Below are 15,150 nucleotides of genomic sequence, written 5' to 3'. Positions count from 1 at the left end.
CTTCAGTTCGTGGGGCGCGTCGAAGTGGGGGTACATTGCGTCATTCCCAGCGCTCCATTTCCACGCTTCTTCTGGTCGGTGTTCTGCTGCTCCCCTCGACGACGGAAGCACGCCCTCCCACGGGAAACGGCGGCAGTTACAGTCCCCAGCCGACGTACACCGTCGTTCGTCCGTACTGGTCCGGCACGCTCCTACGTCAGACCGCCGCCACGACTTCGTATTTCCTCTATCCCGGCGCCTGCGTTCAGCGTGCGCTGGGGACGTGGTCGGCGAAGTCGAGCCCGGTCGCGGACAGCCTCCAGCCGACGCCGGGATTCACGAACTCTTCGGGGTATACGGACAATCAGCCGGACATCGCCGGCAACAACAACACCATCGCCTACACCCGCGCGGACCAGTCGTTGGGTGAGATTCTCTGGCACGTGGTGAACGTGTCCGTGCCGGCTTCCCAGCGGCCTTCGATCCTCGACGGCTCGAACAGCCTCTGGTGCGGAAAGTTCGATACCAACTTCGCGGTCCAGGTTGGCTATCCGAATCACTCGTTTCAGATTCTGTACCTCGACACCGGGGCACACAGCGCCAGCTACAACTTCACCTTCTTGGGCAATCTGAGCACCGAGCAGAACTACGACTACTTCACGATCATCGGGGGCGGCACCAGCGGCGGAAACAATCTTGATCCGCTCCAGAACAACCGGGCGCTCTATAACGACATCATCCCGATGGTCGGAACGCGGTTTGGTGGCCCGGACGGAAACTCGGAGCAGCTCGTGAGCTGGACGGGCAGCATCAAGACGGCGCAGAACGTCGCGTCGAACAGCGGTAGCGACCTTCAGATCGTCGTGGGCGCCGCTTCGGGACTACCGAATTCGGTCTCCTACACGGTCACCAACATTCCGTCGATTCACCGGGTCCTATATGTCGTGTTCACGGCGGACAGTCGATTCTCTTCCGAGGACGGCCTTTGGCCGGACAGTCATGGCGAGATCATCGACGACGTGGCGACCAGCGACAACGGAGCGATCTATACCGACCAGGCTCCTGCCGGCGGCAGCGATCCGTTCGGCGGTGCAATCGTCAGGGGCACGTATGGAACCGCCCCGTTCCTATCCTGCCGCGTCGCGGCCGGAATCGGCGAGCTCTGGCAGCTGGCTCCCGGCACGGAGAACGTGACGTCGGACTTCTGCGCACCTCAAAAGCAGTCGTCGTCCGACCTCTTCTTCGAGGGCGGCGATCCGAACACGAACCTGGCGATCAACGGGCAGTTCAACTCGATCGTGAGCTGCACGTTCCCGGTCCCGTCCGGAACGGCTTCCATCTTCGCGCAGTGGACCGAATACCTCGACCTCCCACGGTTCGCCGGCTACGTGCAGTACGCCGAGTACCGGATCCACAAGTTCGGGAGCTGGTCGGGTTGGCGAAACACCGCGGCGTACAACGCCGTCAATGAGGGCGCGTTCCAAGGATGGATCGACGACGGAGACGAGTTGGCCGAAGCGGTGCAGGCGGACTCGTTCCAGGTTCGCTACAACCTCGAGTGCATCCCGTCGTTCGCGGCCGACCGAGCAAACTGCTCGAGCAGCCAAGCGAACGCGCTCCTCTACGACAACTTCCGCATCCAGGTCACCTCGGGCGTCCCGGCTCCGATCTTCGGGATCTTCCCGGGCGCTATTGCACAGTCGATGTTCGTAGACGGAACGATCAGGGGAGCGAATTGCCAGACCACGCCTTGCTGGCCGGGCAACCGCGGGTCGGACCTCGATCCGACGGGCGGAACGCTGCATAACATCGCGGTCCACGATAACTGGAATGCTCAGCTCGGCGATTCGATCACGGTCGCCGTTGTCACCGGTCTCCGCAAGAACGGCATGGGCATCAACTGGAAGGACGGGCTCGATCTGACCATCGCCGCTGGCGAGGACTATCAGGCGCGCCACAACGGCTCCTATAACGCCGCGTTTGATTTCCCGCGCATGATCTATCGGTTGTTCGATCCGGCCACGAAGACGTGGAGCGCGTTCGACTCCTGCCAGATCTACGCGAACGTGAGCGTCGCGCCCACGGACACCACGATTCTCGGCTCCGAGTACGCGATCAACTGGCCGCCGGATGACAAGCTCCGGGCCGGCGCGTCGCTCCCGGGTGGCTTCTCCATCAACGGGAACACGACCTACGCCAGCCTCCGGTTCCTCCCGCGCGGCACGCGGATGCAGTACTACTTCAAGGGCGTCGACATCAATGGGGGCACGTCATACACGTTCTCCTCGGATAACCTCGCCCGCGAAGTCGAAGATCTTCCGATTCTGCCTGGCGTAGGCGGACTCAGGGCTCCGGACATCATCGAGTTCCGGGTGCTCCCGAGTGTTTATGCCGCGGGACCCGCGGGCTCGCTCCTGGAGAACCGAACCGACACACCCCTCCTCAATCTCGACGGCACCTACACGACCTGGAGCTACGGGTACGACCCGGTAACGCAAGCCCTTCGAGGGTTGGGTGTACGCGCGGACCGCTACCGCATGCTGCAGGGATACGACCTGGCGTCGAACATCGGGGGACACGAGCTACCCGACAAGCGACCCGGCCAACTTTCGAACTTCTTCCCGAACTACCTCGAGTACCCGATCGCCGACTCGCTGGCCAAGTGGTACAGGATCATGATTCAGTCCGGCCACCATAAGACTGTGACGGCTTTCGACGAGCAGGACGCTACATTGGCCGAGCAGTGGTGGCGTCGTGATACGGGTCCCGATCAGGGCGACCGCTGCTTCTTCGTGAGCGGCGACGATATGTTCAACAACCTGATCAACTCGACCACGGTCGACAACACGCTGCAGTTGAGCCTCGCCCAAAACGTCTTCGGCGTGAGCTCTTGCGCGAACGCGTGGTCGGGTACCGGCACCACGCCGTACCCGGCGATCGACGACCGCTTCTCGGCGCCGGGCGCGGGACCGGGTCTCGCGGCTCCGGGCACGTTTACCTATCCACTAGACGGTGGCTGCCCGGGTGCGAACAGGTTCGACGCGCTCTCGAAAGTCGCAGACTCGACAGCGCAGAGCGTGGCCTTCTACCCCAACGCGCAGGTGGTGGGCATCGCACGGTCGCGCGAGCTCGACAGCGTTGCCGACAAGGATCGAAGCAAGGCCTTGGGCTATGGCTTCTCGTTCCAGTTCATTCGCGACCCCGCGGTTGCCCCGACCACCCAGAACTACGCGCGGTCAGGCGTCGAGAACCGCATGAGAATGCTCTACAAGTTCCTCACGAGCTGCCGCGGGGCTCGCACCCTGGCAGCCTCCGATACCGGCAGGTGTTGGCCGTGTCCGAGCCCCGCGACCGCACCGGGAATTCCGTCCATGCAGGCGGATTGGGCGGGTCAGACTGTCGGATTCCAGACGAGCACGTATGGCCCGCTCTACCCGATCCAGGCGGGCGCGCTCGCGACCGCCGTGGAGGAGCCGGCTGCGGAGACGCCGCCCCATGTCAACGCGCTCCTCCAGAACCGGCCCAATCCGTTCAATCCCGAAACGGTGATCCCCTACAGCATCGCGATCCGGGGCCGGGTCGAGATCCGCGTCTTCGATATCATGGGCCGAACCGTGAGGACCCTCGTTGACCGCGTGGAGACGGCGGGGATTCACGTCGTCCGCTGGAATGGGAAGACCGACGACGGGGCGCGGGTGGCGAGCGGGGTTTACTTCTATCGAATCACGTACCCGAGCGGCGAGTTCTCGGCGAAGAAGCTGATGATCGTGCGGTGAGCGAAGCGGATGCCGCCGCCGGCGTCCGGCGGCGGGCGGAGATCCCCGACTATCGCAGCAACGTCATCCTGATTCGATCGCGCCACCCCGAAGGGATGGAAGCCTCCGCGTAGTAAATGCCGGACGAAACATCCTGGCCGCGGTCGTTCCGGCCGTCCCAGCCTATCGCGTGGCTCCCCGGGGCAAGCCGCTGCTCCGCGAACGCGCGAACCAGCTCGCCGCGCACGTTGAAGATCCGCACGGCGACGTTTCCGTCCACCCGGGTGACGAACCGGATCATCGTGGAAGGATTGAACGGATTCGGCGAGTTCTGCTGGAGCATGACAGCCGCGGCCGGCGCGGTGGTCGCGGGCGGGGTGACCCGGATGTACGCGATGCCGCGGAAGGTACGGCCGACAAGGTTGGAGTAGGCGTCGATCCGGACCGGAATGTTATCCCCAAAGAGGCCCTTTATCGTGAGGACCGATTCGACCTCAGCCCGACTCCACGACACATCGATCTGGGGGGATCCTCCCTGGACCTTGTCGACAAACAACGGGACGATGCCTCCGGCATCGGTGAGCGGAAGAATCGATCCGCCGGAAACCGGGGCGGGGAGGATCGTGAGCGTCGGGCTTGCGAGGATCGTGGCCCGCATCCTCACGCCTTCGAGGGGACCGTCGGTTGAGGAGCACTGGTACCCCGCGGCGATCGTCTCGGGCGGGAACGTGAGGGTCGTCGTAACGACCGTGGTCCCGGACCCTCCGATCTTCAGAGGGTTCGGCTTCACCTTCACGCCCATCGACAGCGGCGGGAAACAGTTATAGATGAACTCACCGCGCCAGATATTCGGCCCCAGGAATGAGGACGACCCGGCCATCGACGCGAACAGGAAATAGTTGAAGGCGATCCCGTCCGGGGAGGAGTGCAGGTAATGAGAGACGTCCACCTCCGAGTCGGATGCCAGGTCGATCGATATGTCGCACTTGGCCTGGCTGAAAAGGTCGAGCTTCCAGATGTCGGAAACCTGCTGCACATCTTCACTCTTGGGCGCGTGGTAGTAGATCGAGAGGCCGTCGCCCGACCAGGACGGACCGGCGTGGTAAATGGGCGTGGGAACGCGCTCCGCCAAGGTCCAACGATGCGGCGAGGGCGTCGTCAGATCGAGGATCGCGATCACGGCGGGACCGAAAATCTCGGTCTGGTAGGCGATCCGGTTCCCATCGGGGCTCCACGCGGGATTCTGTTCCGTGGTCGTGTCGTCGAATGTCCGGCGGACCGGCGATCCGACCGAGGGGAAGACGGTCACGGTGTAGATGTCGTAGCTCATGCCCGACATCGTCGAGTCGAACGTAAGCGATCGACCGTCGGGGCTCCAGTCGGGGTGACGCGACGTCGCGTTCGGGATGTCGGGCACCACGAGAATGGGATTCCCAATCGGGGTCACGGCCTCGTAGATGTCGTCCGAAAGCGTGAACTCCTGGACATAGATCGCCATGCTCGATCCGATCGCATCCGTCTGCACGTAGGCGAGGAAGCGGCCGTCCGGGCTCCACGCCGGGTCCAGGTAGGAAATGTGAGCCGTGGGGTCGATGAGGAGAGGTTGCCGGGCTAACGCGACATCTCCGAGCGTGCTCCCGGCCCTAAAGACATTCCGGTGGAGCCAGATCTGCCGGCATGCCTCGCGGCCCACGACTTGGCTCCGGGTCGTGAAGGCGAAATAGCGCTCGATGCCCCCCGCCTCGGGGAGCGGGCGCAGCGCGGGAGATTCGTAGCGATTCCAGATCTTGCTGTCGACCGTGAGCGGATCGAACGCGGCACGGAAACCGGCGTGCGCGTCACAGGGACTAAGTGCGGTTGCTGCGATGATGCCGAGGGTGGCGAAAGCGAGCGCAGAACGCATGGCGAGCTCCCCCAAAAAGAGAGCCGCTAAAATAGCACAAGAGTAGGGGCAATTCAATAGGAATGCGCCTGGGAGTCGCCGCGCGAAAGGCGTATAGTCGCGGACTGAGGTCGTGTTCGCTTCGCGGGTATCTTCACCCTCCGAGGTTGAAGCCAGATGTCCACGGACCCCTCCCGGATCTCGCACTATCAGATCGAGTCCACGCTCGGACAGGGCGGGATGGGCGTCGTCTATCTCGCCGAGGATCTGGTCCTCCGCCGCCGCGTCGCCCTCAAGTTCCTCAACCCCGAGCTGGCCCGCGACCCCGAAGCGCGCAAGCGCTTTCTGAACGAGGGGCGCGCCGCCGCCACATTGGGTCACCCCAACGCCGCCGTGCTCTACGAGGTCGGGACCGAGGGGGAGGACCTCTTCCTTGCGATGGAGTATGTCCCCGGCGTCTCGCTGCGGGAGCTCCTCACCGACGGGCCGCTCCAATGGGTCGAGGTCCTCGGTGTCGCGGTCGAGATCCTCGCCGCTCTCCGCGAGGCGCACGGAAAGGGAATTGTCCATCGCGACATGAAGTCGCAGAACGTCCGGCGCACGCCCGACGGCCGGATCAAGGTGCTCGATTTCGGCCTCGCGAAGATCGTGGGAGGAAGCACGATCACGCGGGAGGGCTCGATCCTCGGGACCGTCGCCTACATGTCCCCGCAGCAGGTCGTCGGCGAGGACCTCGACGGCCGGACGGACCTCTACTCGCTCGGCATCATGATGTACGAGCTCTTGACCGCCCGGCTCCCCTTCAGCGGCGACCAGGAAGTCGCGGTGGCCCACGCGATCCTCCACGAGGATCCCATCACCATCCGGGAGCTTGCGCCCGAGGTGCCCGCGGAGCTGGAGCACATCGTCTTCAAGGCGATGATGAAGAGCGTCTCCTCCCGCTATCAAAGCGCCGAGGAAATGGCGGACGACCTCACCCGGTTCCGCGAGCACGACCGCCGGCGCCGCGCCGGGATTCACGAGGAAGTCGATCTGATCGCGAACCAGGACGTCTACGACGTGCGGCGCGAGCGATTTCTCGCTCCGCTGGTCGGCCGCGGCCCCATGTTGGACCGGATCCGCGCGTGTCTGCGCGAGGCTCGATCGGGCGAAGGCGCGGCCGTCTGCGTGGCCGGCGAGGCGGGGGTCGGAAAGACGCGTCTTCTCGAGGAGATTCAGCACATCTGCCGCCGGGAAGGGGCGCGCGTCATCGTCTCGGCCTGTCTCTTCGGCGGGACCACGAGCTCTTACTTCCCGTTCGCCGAGGCGTTTCGCCATTATTTCGCGCTGCGCGGGGTCACATCGGCGGCCGCGCTCCAGACGTTTCTCTTCGACCGCACGCCCCGGCTCGGGGGATCGCTGCCGGTCCTGAATCGGTTTCTCCGCTTCGCGTTCGCGTCGAACGGTCCGACCAGCGAGGAGGAACTATGGGAGGTGCTCGATCAGTTGGTCGCCTTCATCGCCGACGAGCGGCCGCTGGTCCTCGTCATCGAAGACCTCCAGTGGGCCGACGAAGCCTCGCTTCGGCTGTTTCATTTTCTCGCGCGGCGGGTGCCGCGCCGCCGCCTCCTTCTCGTCGGGACCTACCGACCGGAAGAGATCGTGACGGAGCCCGGCGAGAAGGCGCACCCACTCCCGGGGCTGCTCCAGCTCCTGAGCCGCGAGGAGCGGTTCGAGCGGATCGAGCTCCCGCGGCTTCGGCGGGACGACGTGAGGGAGATTCTCGACCGCCTCTACCCGGTACACACGTGGGGCGACGATTTTCCCTCGCTTCTGTACCGGGAGACGGAGGGGAATCCCTTCTTCCTGGTCGAGATCTTGAAGCTTCTCACGAGCGAGCGGGTCCTCGAGGAGCGGGAGTCGCGGTGGGTGCTCCACACGACGGTCGATAAGATCTCGATTCCCGAGAAGGTCTTCGACGTCGTGATGCGCCGGCTGGGAAGGCTTGGTCCGCGGGAGCGCGAGATCCTCGAGCTGGGGGCGGTGGAGGGCGACGTCTTCCACTCGGGCACCATCTTGCGCGGCCTTCGCATCGAGCGAATGGCGCTCCTCAAGGCGCTCCAGTTCCTGGAGCAGGTGCATCACCTCATCCATGCGGCGGGGCCGCAGTATCACTTCGACCATTCCAAGATTCGCGAGATCCTCTACGCGAGCATCCCGCCCGAGCTTCGAATCGAATACCACACCGTCGTGGGGCATTTCCTGAAGGAGAGCTTCGGCGACACGGAGGAGTACGCCGGGATCATCGCCCACAACCTCCTCGCGGCCGGCCTTCGCGACGAGGCGATCCCTTATTTGACGAGGGCGGCCGGCGCGGCGTCCCGGCTTTTCGCCCACACCGATGCGATCCACTACCTGGAGCAGGCCGAGCGCATTCTGCACGAGCTCTATGCGGCGCAACCGCCGGCCGAGCAGGTTCGATTCCTCGCCGATATCCGCGAGCGCCGGGGAAACGAGGAGTACGCGAGCGGGCATTACAACGATGCGCTCGCAAGCTACGAAATGGCTCTGCAGCTCGACCGCGCCGGAGGGAAGCCCCGGCGCGAGGCCGAGCTAGCCAAAGTGGTCGGGCGCGTCCAGTACCTTCTCGGCCGATCGATGGAGTCCCGGAAGTCGTACGATCGCGCGATCGCGGAGTACGAGTCGATCGAGACGGGCGTGCGCGGCCAGGAGGACCCGGCAGCGCTCGCCCTCACGTGTCGGGAGCTGGGAAAGCTCCACTTTTTCCGCGGGGACCTGGACCGATCCAAGCGGTACATCGACGAGGCGATTCGGCTCGCCGAGCGAACCGGCAATCCGCGTCTCAAGGCCTCCGCGCTCAACAACCTCGCGGGCATTCACTATCAGCATGGGGAGCTGGAAGACTCGCTAGCGTGCCACCGCGCGGCCCTCTCGATCCGCGAGGAGGCCAGGGATCCCGCGGAGCTCGCGCAAACCCACAAGAACATCGGAATCACGCACTACCGGCTCGGGGAGCTGTCGGACGCGGAGCCACACCTGGACGAGGCGTTGGGGCTCTTCCGAAAGACGGGCGACCGCCGGGGGGAGGCCGTCACGCTTCGCCACCTGGGGAACCTCCATTATGCCCGCGGCGACCACGGCGGAGCTCAGCGCCACTGGGAGGCTTCGCTCTCCCTATGCCGAGAGCTCGGAAACAATGAAGATCTATGCCGTTGTCTGAATAATCTGGGACTTCTCCACTTCGAGCGGGGACATTACGCAAGCGCCTACCGCCACTATCAGGACGCGCTCGAGGTCTCGGCCTCGATGGCTTCGAAGGACCACGTCCTTGTCGTGCACATCAACCTCGCCGAGCTCTACCTGAGTCTCGACCAGCTCGCCCGGTCCGAGGAGAATTTGACGTTAGCGTGGGATATCGCGGAGGCGCTCGATGCGGGCGCCGAGAAGTCCGTGATCCAGGCCCTGTGGGCTCTTCTCATGGCCGAGCGGGGGGACCTCGCTGCTGCCCGAGCGGCCGCGGACCGCGCCATCGGCCTCGCGGAGCCGACCGGGAACGCCGAGAATCTCGTCCGCTCTCTTCTCGCCAGCGCGGAGGTGTCGTTCGCCGCCGAGGAGTACGGTCCAGCGAGGCAGCTTGCCCACCAGGCCCGCGACGTCGCCCGGTGGTCGCGCATGCTCCGCTTCGAGCTGCTCGCGGCCTACGACGAGGCGCGGGCGACATGGCGGGAGGGGGATCCGCTGGACGCAGCGCACGCGCTCCGAGAGATATCGCCGCGCGCGGAGGATGGGGGATTCACGCCGCTGGCCGCGCGCATCCACGGACTCCTCGGCGAGATCCTCTGGGACAGCGGCGACGTGGGTGGGGCCGCGACCGAGTTCATCCGCGCGGCCGATCAGATGAAGGAGATCATCGAGACGTTGAGTGAGGAGGATCGCCGATCCTTCGTTCACCATCCGGAATGGAAGGGCGCGATCGGGAACCTGCTCGATACCCTGATGCGCCTGGGACGTCGGGAGGAGGCGCTTGCGTACCTGATCCCCCTGGGCGTGGGATCGTGCGAAGTGGACCCGAGCCGGGCGCGCGACGCGGCCCCCATGCAGGCGGCGACATGATCGCCCGGCGGCTTGGGGATGCCTTCCGCCGCTTCGCCCCGCTGATGATCCTGCCGCTCACGGTCGGCTTGCTCGGGGCCGGCTGTTCCGGTCCCTCGCCCGAACCGGCGTCGCGGACCGACGCGGCCACCCGTCAGAGCTCCGTGCCGCGGGTCCGCGTTGCCGCCGCGCTTCCGACCTCCGAGGGTGGAACCTCGTTCGCCACCTACCTGGAGGCCGAGCGGGAGGCGGAGCTGGTCGCGGAGACCGACGGCGACATCTTCGAGATCCGCGTCGTGGAGGGACAGCGCGTCGAGGAGGGAGACACGCTTCTCATTATCGACGACAGGGACGAGCGTCTCGCCCTTCAGCGCGACGAGGCGGAGAGAGCCTGGGCGCTCTCGCAGCTCAACCGGGCGCAGGCGCTGGACCAACAGGGCCACGTGGCCGCGCGCGAGGTCGAGCAGGCCAGGCTCCAGCTCGACCGCGCCGAGGCGGCGCTCGGCCTCTCCCAGGTCGCCCTCTCCCGTTGCGCGGTGCGCGCCCCGATCGCGGGGCTCGCATGGATGATCCGCGTCCAGCCGCTCCACCGCGTGGTCGTGGGACAGCCGCTCCTCCGCGTGACCGATCCATATCGTCTTCGCGCCTCGGCCTATCTGCCGTCGGCATTCCGCGGAGCGGTGCGGCCAGGGACACGCGTTCGCCTGGAGCCGGCGCGAGGCGGGGCGCCGATCGAGGCGACGGTGAGCCGGGTGGATCCGCTCACCGATCCGGCGAGCGGAACCTTCAAGGTGGTCGCCACGTTTCGCAGCCGGTCGGCCAGCCCCGAGGCCGGCGCGGAGGCCCGATTCGTTCTGCCGGTGCAACCCGGAGACGAGAGTTGCACCGTCCCGGGCACGACGATCGTGGAGGCGGAAGGCGGCTCCACGTGGGTGTGGCGCTGCGACTCCGATCGCGTCCACCGTTGCGTGGTCCGGCTCGGGCCCTCGCACGGAGACGCGATCCAAATCGAATCGGGCCTGGGCGGCCACGGCAACGTCGTCGTCGGCACCGACCGGCCGCTCCGCGACGGCTCCGTCGTGGAGATCGTCGACTCACGGTGAACCGCAACCCCAAGCTTCGGGATGGGCTCGTCATCCGGAAGGTAGCCGAGGGCGATGACGTCGCCTACACGGTCTGCGATTCCGAGCGGGACAAGTATTTTCGAATCGACCCGTACACCTATCTCGTCGCGATCCACCTCGATCGGGACCGCACGCTCGCCGACGTCGCGCGCCTTTGCCAGGAGGCGATGCCGTACAACGACTTCTCGCTCCCCGTCGTCGAGGAAGCGGTCCAGGACCTGAACGCGATCGGCCTTCTCGAGGATCCCTACAGCAAAAATCTCCTCCTGATCGAGCGGGCCCGGGCGCGTCGCCCTCGCGTCGCCCAAATCTTCCGGAACATGCTCCGCTGGGAGTTCGGGATCTGGGATCCGGACGCGTTCCTCAACCGCACGATTCACAGTGTGCGCTGGCTCTTCCGTCCCGTACCGGTCTACGCGGTCACATTGGGGCTCCTCTGGTGCCTGTGGCTCGTCATCGTGAACCGGGACCGGGTGAGCTTCGACCCGAACTACCTCCTCGGATTCACCGGAGGGGGCAGCGCCGCCCAGGGGATCCTGTTCATCGTCGTGATCCTCACGGTCGTGGGCGCTGTGCACGAGTTCGGCCACGCCTATGCCTGCAAGCACTTCGGGGGTGAAGTCCATCGACTGGGGTTCATGGTTCTGTACTTCGGCCCCTGCTTCTTCTGCGACGTGTCGCATTCGATGCTCTTTGAAAACCGATGGCATCGCATCTGGGTGGCGATGGGGGGGATCTACTTCGAGTCGTTCATCACGGTCGCCGCGGCCCTGCTCTGGCAAATCACGCCGCCGGGGCTGGGGATCAACGACCTCTCCTATCGCGTCATGATGATGGGGCTCCTTTTCGGCGTCTTCTGGAACCTGAATCCGCTTCTCAAGTACGACGGCTATTTTGTGCTGAGCGACATCCTCCAGATCGCCGAGCTCCGGGAAAAGTCGATGCGATACGTGCGGGATCTGATTCGGCGGCCGTTTCGGCGGGCGAATCCGGGGGAGCAGGTTCTCGGGATACGCCGGCGGCGCGCGTACTTCACGTATGGCCTCGCGACGCTGGTTCATTCCTACCTCATTATCTTCTGCTTCTTCCAATGGCTCAAAGGCGCGTTGGTCAGCGCCTGGTCGGAGACCGGCTTCATCGTCTTCGCCTGCATGCTGGGGATGTTCGTGCGGAAGCCGGCCGGGGACGCTCTGGCGCAGGCGGCAAAGGCCGTGCGGAACCCGACCCGGAAGACGCTGACCTGGGCCGTGGCCGTTCTCGTTCTCGGCGTCGCGGCCCAATTCGTCCGGCTGCCCGGCTACGTGGCCGCCCACGCCCGCTACGTCGCGGCGGAACGCGAGGTGGTCCGCGCCGAGGAGCCCGGGCGAGTCGCCGCGGTCCTGGTCCGGGAAGGCGATCGCGTCTTTCCGGGGCGCGTCGTGGCGATCCTCGAGAACGACAGCCTTCGCGCGGCATGGCAGGGGGCGAGGTCGCGCTCGGACAAGAGCTCGATCGATCTCGCCCGATCGATCGAGGGTTCCAATCCGGCGCTCTATCAGGACGCGTCCCTGGAGCGGGGCGCCGCCATCGCCGACGAAGCCGGCCTCCGGACCAGCCGCGAGCGGCTCGCGCTGGCGGCCCGGGAAGGCGGCGTCGTGGTCACGCCGCGACCGACCGATCTCCTCGGCGCCCGCCTCGAAGCCGGGGACACGCTCCTCGTGCTGGCGCGCGACGCTGGGTCCGAGGTCGAATGCGATCTGCGAGAGTTCGATCTCGGTGAGATCGAGCCGGGGCAGCGCTTCACGCTCCGTCTCCGGAGCGAGCCCGGCCGGAGCCTCTCGGGGCGCGTGGAGCGCGTGTTCTCGCTGCCGCCGGAGTCCCCAGGCACCAAGGCACGATTCAAGGTCTGGGGCCGGTTGGACCGCGAGCCCGAGGGCGTGCGATTCGGTGAAAGCGGAATCGCGCGCATCGAGGTCGGCCGATGGAACCTCTACCAGCGCATGGGCCGCGCCTGGTCCCACTTCGTGCGCACGGATTTCTGGCTCTAACGATGCCCATTCACGAGAGAGGCAAACCGTTCATCGACGACACCCCGTCGACCGGCACGATCTTCACGACCATCACCACCCGCGCGCTCGCGCTCCAGGAAGTCGCCACCGCCCTCGGGAGCAGCGAAGACCTCGAGCGGATGGCCGCGGCCCTTCTTCCGGTCGCGGCCGGCGCGGTCGGATCGCGCGAGGGTGCCCTCTTCCTCGCCGAACCCGGAGGCGGGTACCGGCTCCTCTGCCTGTACGGCACGCCCGATGATCTGAGGGCCGGCCTCGAAGAGAGCCTTGTCGAGCAGGCCGCGGCAGGCGTCGCGGGCGCGTCGGCGGGCTCCGTCGATCAGGCCGGGATCCTCAAGGACGAGGAATTCGTGACCTGGTGCGACGAACAGGGGCTCCAAGGCGAGGCGCGGAACCCCTACTTCGAGATCTACGCGCCCCTTCGCGCGCGGGACTCGGTCGTCGGGATCCTGGCGCTCTGCCGGCGTTTTGACGGGCGCGACTTCTCGAGGGACGATCTCCGCTTCGTCGAGTACGTCGGCTCGGCCTCCGCGATCGCGGTGAGCAGGCACGTTCTCGAGCGGGAGAACGCGCGCCAGATCGAGATGCTGCGCGCGCTCGCGAAGTTCACGGGCGAGATCACCGCGACCCTCGACTTGAATCGAGTGCTTGCGACGGTCGCGAACACCACGGAGGCGGTGGTGGAGCGCGACCGCGCGCTCGTCGCGCTCCTCGAGGGGGGCGCGCTCAAGGTCCGGGCGGTCAGTGACAAGGTGACCGTGGAGGCCAACGAGGCGGAGGTCCTCGGGATCGCCGATGTCCTCGGCGTAGTCCTCCGCCGCCGCGGCCGGCTCCACGTCTCCGCCGAGCACGTGGCCGAGGAGGGCCTGGCGATACCGGACCGGGACGTGTTCGCGCGCTACTTCGAGTCGGGGGAGATGCAGTCGATCCTGGCCCTGCCGCTCCAGGACGAGGAGGGGGTTCTCGGCTACCTGGTTCTCGAGTCCCGGAACCCGGCCGGATTCGGGGACGCCGACGCCGAGGAGTTCCTCGGAATCCTGAGCGGATCGGTCTCGGTGGCGATCCGGAACGCCGATCTCTACCGCCGGCTGCCGATGGTGGGATTCCTGGCGCCGTTCGCTTCCCAGCGCCGGCGGCTCCACGCAATGAATCCCCGGGCCCGCGCGCTCCTGTTGGGAGGGATCGCCGCGGCCGCCCTGTTCGTTGCCGCGGTCCCGCTCCCCCAGAACGCCGTCGGGCCGGCCGTCGTTAGGCCCTCGGAAATCCTACCGGTCACGGCCCTCGCCCCCGGCATCGTGGAGCGGATCTACGCCAAGGGAGGGGAACGGCTCGTGGCGGGCTCGGCCGTCGCCAGCCTCCGGAACACAGAATCGAGCGCCCGTCTGGCCGCGGCGGAGGCGGACCTCAAGATCGCGCAGCGCCGGGCGGCGGAGGCCTCGCAGCGGCGCGACCCCGCCGAGGCCCAGCGCTGGTCGCTCGAGGCCCAGAACCTGGCCGGCTGGATGGCCTACGCGCGCTCCGAGGAGCAGGATCAACGCCTCACCGCTCCCGTGACCGGCTCCATCCTGACACCCCGGATCGAGGAGAAGGTCGGCGAGCACCTCGAGCGAGGGGACGTTCTCTGCGAGGTCGCCCGGCTCGACCCGGCGCATGTGGAAGTGCAGATCTCGGAGGAAGACGTCGGGAAGGTCCAGGTGGGCAAGCGGGCGAGGATAAAGGTCCTCTCGTTTCCCAATCTTCAATTCCGAGGCAGGATTCTGGCCGTGGCGCCCGAGGCCGTGGACCTACCCGGAAAGCCGGCCTCCTTCCGCGTCACGGTGGAGTGCGCGAATGCGGATCTCGCCCTGCTTGCCGGGATGACGGGTCGAGCCAAGCTCGAGGCGGGCTCGAGCCCGCTCTTGTGGAACCTGCTTCGGCCTCTCGGCCGCGCGATCAGGATGAAATTCTGGATTTGATTCGACATGAATGCGGAAATTCCAAATCCTATAGACCCGCCGCAGCGCGGCACCCCGCTAGCCCGAACCTTCCCCGCGATTGCGGCGCAAGCGCTTCCGCGATACTTGCCCGGGAATCAGCGATCGGCACGCCGGTTGCCATAGCGATATGCCGTGAGCCGGTCGTCATGGTGACGCCGGCCGAAGAGAAACCAGGAGGATGCCATGGCTGCCAAGAAGATCCAGGCCAAGTCGAAGAAGACGTCCGCTAAGAAGGGTGCACGCAAGGTTGCCTCGACCACCCCGCGCGGTATGGCCCGCCGCCAGCTGTACGTGCCG

6 protein-coding genes are annotated in these 15,150 nt (G+C 66.2%); 5 read left to right on the top strand and 1 reads right to left on the bottom strand.

Annotated elements, in window-relative coordinates; translation table 11 throughout:
* The first annotated feature begins 35 nt into the window (after positions 1-35).
* On the top strand, positions 36-3,755 hold the full coding sequence (locus tag E6K79_04955) for a T9SS type A sorting domain-containing protein (protein TMQ65406.1): 3,720 nt from the start codon (positions 36-38) through the stop codon (positions 3,753-3,755).
* A 49-nt stretch (positions 3,756-3,804) separates the two neighbouring features.
* Here E6K79_04955 and E6K79_04950 read toward each other — a convergent pair whose 3' ends face one another.
* On the bottom strand, positions 3,805-5,637 hold the full coding sequence (locus E6K79_04950; protein TMQ65405.1) for a hypothetical protein: 1,833 nt from the start codon (positions 5,635-5,637) through the stop codon (positions 3,805-3,807).
* Positions 5,638-5,793: 156 nt separating this feature from the next.
* On the opposite strand from E6K79_04950, the gene E6K79_04945 reads away from it, so the two are divergent.
* Genes E6K79_04945 through E6K79_04930 form a run of 4 tightly spaced genes read left to right on the top strand, consistent with a single transcriptional unit; the run spans position 5,794 to position 14,832 of the window.
* A complete protein-coding gene (locus E6K79_04945) occupies positions 5,794-9,729 on the top strand; it encodes a tetratricopeptide repeat protein (protein ID TMQ65404.1) in 3,936 nt (1,311 codons plus the stop codon).
* Positions 9,576-10,811: an efflux RND transporter periplasmic adaptor subunit gene (locus E6K79_04940; GenBank protein ID TMQ65403.1), complete on the top strand. Its 1,236-nt coding sequence runs from the start codon at positions 9,576-9,578 to the stop codon at positions 10,809-10,811. The genes E6K79_04945 and E6K79_04940 overlap by 154 nt, the downstream gene beginning before the upstream one ends.
* Positions 10,808-12,859 (top strand): HlyD family efflux transporter periplasmic adaptor subunit, encoded by a 2,052-nt coding sequence (locus E6K79_04935; GenBank protein TMQ65402.1) that lies wholly within the window; start codon positions 10,808-10,810, stop codon positions 12,857-12,859. Before E6K79_04940 ends, E6K79_04935 begins: the two co-directional genes overlap by 4 nt.
* Positions 12,793-14,832 (top strand): HlyD family efflux transporter periplasmic adaptor subunit, encoded by a 2,040-nt coding sequence (locus E6K79_04930; protein TMQ65401.1) that lies wholly within the window; start codon positions 12,793-12,795, stop codon positions 14,830-14,832. Before E6K79_04935 ends, E6K79_04930 begins: the two co-directional genes overlap by 67 nt.
* Positions 14,833-15,150: the final 318 nt, after the last annotated feature.

This window comes from Candidatus Eisenbacteria bacterium, assembly GCA_005893305.1.
Taxonomy (GTDB): Bacteria; Eisenbacteria; RBG-16-71-46; order SZUA-252; family SZUA-252; genus WS-9.
Note: the sequence above shows the minus strand (reverse complement) of the source record. Positions and strands in the feature narration are given on the sequence as shown.

Coding starts and splice junctions, on each gene's coding strand:
- E6K79_04930 (TMQ65401.1), top strand. CDS start 12,793: ATGGAACCTCTACCAGCGCATGGGCCGCGCCTGGTCCCACTTCGTGCG.
- E6K79_04950 (TMQ65405.1), bottom strand. CDS start 5,637: ATGCGTTCTGCGCTCGCTTTCGCCACCCTCGGCATCATCGCAGCAACC.
- E6K79_04940 (TMQ65403.1), top strand. CDS start 9,576: ATGGAAGGGCGCGATCGGGAACCTGCTCGATACCCTGATGCGCCTGGG.
- E6K79_04945 (TMQ65404.1), top strand. CDS start 5,794: ATGTCCACGGACCCCTCCCGGATCTCGCACTATCAGATCGAGTCCACG.